This is a genomic window from Mediterraneibacter sp. NSJ-151 (assembly GCF_022487435.1).
Lineage (GTDB): Bacteria > Bacillota > Clostridia > Lachnospirales > Lachnospiraceae > Schaedlerella > Schaedlerella hominis.
In genome coordinates this window covers 1-1,373 of the sequence record NZ_JAKVPP010000030.1, presented here as the reverse complement: position 1 = coordinate 1,373, position 1,373 = coordinate 1, and the positions used below count along the sequence as shown (strand labels likewise).

The following is a 1,373-nucleotide window of genomic DNA, read 5'->3' as shown; positions in this document are numbered from 1 at the left end:
ACAACGGGAAGACGTGATGCGGACCGAAAAAGAGTAGGGAAGAGCGTGAGCTAACTGCCAAGAAAAGCCGCTATTGTTTATATCATACCCGTACCGTAAACCGACACAGGTGGATGAGGAGAGAATCCTAAGGCCGACGGGAGAAGCATTGTTAAGGAACTCGGCAAAATGACTCCGTAACTTCGGGAGAAGGAGTGCCATGCGAATGGCCGCAGAGAATTGGCCCAAGCAACTGTTTAGCAAAAACACAGGTCTATGCAAAACCGAAAGGTGAGGTATATGGGCTGACGCCTGCCCGGTGCTGGAAGGTTAAGGGGAGAGGTTAGCGCAAGCGAAGCTTTGAACTTAAGCCCCAGTAAACGGCGGCCGTAACTATAACGGTCCTAAGGTAGCGAAATTCCTTGTCGGGTAAGTTCCGACCCGCACGAAAGGCGTAATGATTTGGGCACTGTCTCAACAATGCACCCGGTGAAATTGAAATACCAGTGAAGATGCTGGTTACCTGCGCCAGGACGGAAAGACCCCATGGAGCTTTACTCCAGCTTGATACTGGGATTCGATATTGCATGTACAGGATAGGTGGGAGACTAGGAGACGGTAACGCCAGTTGCCGTGGAGTCGATGTTGGGATACCACCCTTGCAGTATTGGGTTTCTAACCAGCAGCCGTGATCCGGCTGGGGGACAATGTCAGGTGGGGAGTTTGACTGGGGCGGTCGCCTCCGAAAGGGTATCGGAGGCGCTCAAAGGTTCCCTCAGAATGGTTGGAAACCATTCGAAGAGTGCAAAGGCAGAAGGGAGCTTGACTGCGACACCGACGGGTGGAGCAGGTACGAAAGTAGGACTTAGTGATCCGGTGGTATAAAGTGGGATTGCCATCGCTCAACGGATAAAAGCTACCCTGGGGATAACAGGCTTATCACTCCCAAGAGTTCACATCGACGGAGTGGTTTGGCACCTCGATGTCGGCTCATCGCATCCTGGGGCTGAAGTAGGTCCCAAGGGTTGGGCTGTTCGCCCATTAAAGCGGTACGCGAGCTGGGTTCAGAACGTCGTGAGACAGTTCGGTCCCTATCCGGCGTGGGCGTAGGATATTTGAGAGGAGCTGTCCTTAGTACGAGAGGACCGGGATGGACTGGCCGCTGGTGTACCTGTTGCATCGCCAGATGCATGGCAGGGTAGCCAAGCCGGGAAGGGATAAACGCTGAAGGCATCTAAGCGTGAAGCCCCCCTCAAGATAAGATATCCCATAACGTCAAGTTAGTAAGACCCCTTGAAGACGACGAGGTAGATAGGGCAGAGGTGGAAGTGTGGTAACACATGGAGCTGACTGTTACTAATAGGTCGAGGGCATAACCAGAACAGGTGATAGGA

Annotated in this window: 1 rRNA gene; it reads left to right on the top strand. The window is 52.9% G+C overall.

Annotated features, from left to right (window positions below):
- Positions 1-1,359: ribosomal RNA gene (locus tag LQE94_RS16105) — 23S ribosomal RNA — on the top strand; the annotation flags it as partial.
- Positions 1,360-1,373 lie beyond the last annotated feature (14 nt).